We start from the raw sequence: 721 nt of genomic DNA on the forward strand, positions 1-721 counted from the left end.
CCCCGCAAGCGAAAGGGCCGCCGGGGTTTCCCCCGACGGCCCTTCGTATTCGGTCTTCAGGTAAGCGGGTGGCTTACTTGAGGATCTTGGAGACGACGCCCGAACCGACGGTCCGGCCGCCTTCGCGGATCGCGAAGCGCAGGCCCTGGTCCATGGCGATCGGCGTGATCAGTTCGACCAGCAGCTCGGCGTTGTCGCCGGGCATGATCATTTCCACGCCTTCCTTCAGCTTGATGATCCCCGTCACGTCCGTCGTCCGGAAGTAGAACTGCGGACGGTAGTTCGTGAAGAACGGGGTGTGACGGCCGCCCTCTTCCTTCGTCAGGATGTAGGCCTCGGCCATGAACTCCGTGTGCGGCGTGATCGAGCCCGGCTTGCACAGCACCTGGCCGCGCTCCACGTCCTCGCGCTTCGTGCCGCGCAGCAGAACGCCCACGTTGTCGCCAGCCTGGCCCTGGTCCAGCAGCTTGCGGAACATCTCGACGCCCGTGCAGGTCGTCTTCTGAACCGGACGGATGCCGACGATCTCGACTTCCTCGCCGACCTTCACGATCCCCTTCTCGATCCGGCCCGTCACCACCGTGCCGCGGCCAGAGATCGAGAACACGTCTTCCACCGGCATCAGGAACGGAAGGTCCACAGGACGCTCCGGCTGCGGGATGTAGGCGTCCACCGCCGCCATCAGCTCAAGGATCCGCTCCTCGCCGATCGCCGGGTCACG

General features: G+C 65.5%; 1 protein-coding gene. It reads right to left on the reverse strand.

Features of this window, described 5'->3' with window-relative positions; genetic code table 11:
- Window positions 1-73: 73 nt before the first annotated feature.
- Window positions 74-721 (reverse strand): EF-Tu C-terminal domain-related protein (locus DJ019_RS20645; protein ID WP_240606556.1); only part of this gene is annotated, 648 nt, incomplete at its 5' end.

The organism is Phenylobacterium kunshanense (genome assembly GCF_003254525.1).
Taxonomy (GTDB): domain Bacteria; phylum Pseudomonadota; class Alphaproteobacteria; order Caulobacterales; family Caulobacteraceae; genus Phenylobacterium; species Phenylobacterium kunshanense.